At 56.7% G+C, this 3019-nt stretch carries 3 protein-coding genes; all 3 read left to right on the top strand.

Annotated features, from left to right (window positions below; genetic code table 11):
- The first annotated feature begins 134 nt into the window (after positions 1-134).
- Positions 135-1436 (top strand): hypothetical protein, encoded by a 1302-nt coding sequence (locus E1297_RS03270; protein WP_155133831.1) that lies wholly within the window; start codon positions 135-137, stop codon positions 1434-1436.
- Between the two features lie 106 nt (positions 1437-1542).
- Positions 1543-2616, top strand: coding sequence for a recombinase RecA (recA, locus tag E1297_RS03265; protein WP_155133829.1), 1074 nt, complete (start codon positions 1543-1545; stop codon positions 2614-2616).
- Between the two features lie 34 nt (positions 2617-2650).
- Positions 2651-2911, top strand: coding sequence for a hypothetical protein (locus E1297_RS03260; protein WP_155133827.1), 261 nt, complete (start codon positions 2651-2653; stop codon positions 2909-2911).
- Positions 2912-3019: the final 108 nt, after the last annotated feature.

Below are 3019 nucleotides of genomic sequence, written 5' to 3'. Positions count from 1 at the left end.
CGGTAGGTCGGGTTCGCCGGACGCTCACGAAGCTACTTTTTCAACGGGCCGCCAAGGCCAATTTGCTAGTTTCTTGCGTATCATTGGCCAACACTACCCATCAGTTTTTTATTGTTTCCTCGGGAGAGCGGAATATGGCTTCGGTTGTTGGTAATTCTGGTTTCGCGCTAGGTGGCATGGGCGGCATACTTGAACAGGCAGTTCGTCATATCGACGATCTGTCGGGGGCCCGCCTGTCGCGGCTGTTGTCGACGACATCTCTGGTTAATCCGGCTGACCTGCCATTCGAGGATTACGGTTTCATCGTGGCCGCAGGGTCTCGCCCCTTGCCGATCGCGAGCCATATCCGGGATATCGCGATCTTTACGGTTGAGGAGGCGCGTGAGCGCATTTCCGATTTCATCGAGAACAGGTTCTCTCCCGACAGCATCTCCGAGCTTCTGGAATACCTGCACGATAAGTTCCTCGATATCGAGACCCGTATTCTGCCGAACGGCATCGTCGCGAACTACATCGTGGATCAGAAGACGAAGAAGTCCGTACCGGCGGCGCTCGTCGACGAACGCTTCAGTCATAAGCGAATGCTGGCGCTCAAGCTTCGTTCCGCGACCAAGGAAATCGTTCCCCCGGGGATGCCTCCGGCCGACGCGCTTCATTCCTGGGAGGGCTTGAAGATGACCTTCGAGAACAATAAGGCCAACGTAGGCTACACCGTCTTCGAGGATCAGGCCTATCTCGGGCGCGTTCACGCGGTTGCAGGATCGGACATGCGGGAGAACATGGAGATCATTCGCCGGGCGAAAAACCGTGGTGTCGACCTGATTGTACCGGTGATGAAGGACGGCACCAACGGTCCGAACGTGATCGTCGCCGGCATGCCTTTTCTGGAAAAGGCCAACTCCCTCAAGGCGGAGGAGATTCATCCCGGACTGTCCCACGCGGCCCTGAGCAAGGCCTTCGGAATGGGGATGCCTCAGACGTTTATGCGGATGGCGGCGGCCATGAAGGCCCGCTCTGCGGACGAGATCGAGTCCAAGGAGCAGGCGATGGCTGCGATGCGTCAATTCATGCGCAAGAAGGACGCTCCTGCCGATGTCTTCGTGGAGGTCGACGACCGGGCCGTGGGCTTCGCTGCTGCGACCCGTGATACCGATAACAGCGACTACGTCATTCGTCGGGTCGGAGGATCGGATCCCTATCTCTACGTATATGACGCATCGCTCGAGGAGGAACCCGGCTTCGCCGTGACGTCTCTCGCGGAGGGCCGCTACAAGCGGCAGACCGAATCCGGTTATTTTGAGGGCTACACGGATGTTTTTGCGGACGGACAGCTCCGTCATTTCGACAGGAAGGGGAATCACTGCGTCCCTGTCCGCGACGATCCCGAGGCCGAGCGCGAGATGCGCGAGGCTCTCACCCCGGGCATGGGCGTTTAAGGGATTCGCAACAAATCAAGCAAGGATTCGTATTGATTTCGGGTGCGGGGTCGTGTAGACCTCCTGCTTCCGGGATCGATGAATCCTGTGCAAATGGAGAAAACACATGTCCAAATCTCAAGCCGCGGAAGCGGCCAGCGCCCAGAAGCAGAAGAGCCTGGAAAGTGCTCTCTCCCAGATCGAGCGTGCGTTCGGCAAGGGGTCCATCATGAAGATGGGGGAAGGCGCTGCAATAGAGATCGGGGCGATTTCTACCGGCTGCATCGGCCTCGACATCGCGCTAGGGATCGGTGGGCTTCCGAAGGGCCGGATTGTCGAGATCTACGGCCCCGAATCCTCGGGTAAGACCACCTTCGCTCTCCAGACAGTCGCGGAGGCGCAGAAGGAAGGCGGCATTTGTGCGTTCATCGATGCCGAGCATGCTCTCGATCCGGCCTACGCCCGCAAGCTCGGTGTCGACATGGACGAGCTTCTGATCTCCCAGCCTGACGCGGGCGAGCAGGCTCTCGAAATCGCCGATACGCTCGTGCGCTCGGGCGCTATCGACGTTCTGGTGATCGACTCCGTAGCCGCCCTCACTCCAAAGGCTGAACTCGAGGGCGAGATGGGGGACAGTTTGCCCGGCATGCAGGCGCGCCTGATGTCGCAGGCTCTGCGCAAGCTGACCGGATCCATTTCAAAGTCGAACACCATGGTCATCTTTATCAATCAAATCCGCATGAAGATTGGCGTCATGTTCGGCTCACCGGAAACCACCACGGGCGGCAATGCCTTGAAGTTTTATTCTTCGGTACGGTTGGACATCCGCCGGATCGGATCGATTAAGGACAAGGACGAGATCGTCGGAAACCAGACCCGCGTGAAAGTAGTCAAGAACAAACTTGCGCCTCCGTTCCGTCAGGTTGAATTCGATATTCTTTATGGCGAGGGCGTTTCCCGTGAGGGTGAATTGATCGACCTTGGTGTTAAGGCTGGGATCGTGGAAAAGTCGGGAGCCTGGTTCTCTTATGACAGCGAGCGTCTCGGACAGGGCCGTGAAAATTCCAAGCGTTTCTTGAGAGAAAACGTGGATATCGCCAAAAAAATCGAGACAGCTATTCGGACGGATGCAGGACTTCTGAGCGATGTCATGCTCGGCGCGGAAGAACATGATGATGTGGCCCCAGAGGCTGTAGCTTAATCAAAGCCCCGGGGGATAACCTCGGGGCTTTCACTTGAAAGGTCTGATCATGACTGTCGAACATGAGAAATTTTGCCGGATTTCCTATTGGAAGGGCAGTACGGCGAGCAGTAAGTGTGGGGAATGGGATCGTTGTGAGATTTCGCCACGTTCCACCCATAGCGGCTATGGAACGCATACTTTTACACCCGATCAGGAATACGAGATGGATGCCCTGATTGCCCTTTTGTGGCATGCGTTCAAGGCTGGTGAAGAGCACGAACTGAAACGCATTCACACCGCATTGCGCATTTAAAAGGTATCGAGTCGGGCTACAATTTTCTTGTTTGTTGCCGGCATCGTGTGTCAACACCGTTGCCAATGGTCGTATTATGCGGCAGGGCTGTCCGTCTCAGGCCTGTGA

Source organism: Roseibium sp. RKSG952, from assembly GCF_009711355.1.
Note: the sequence above shows the minus strand (reverse complement) of the source record. Positions and strands in the feature narration are given on the sequence as shown.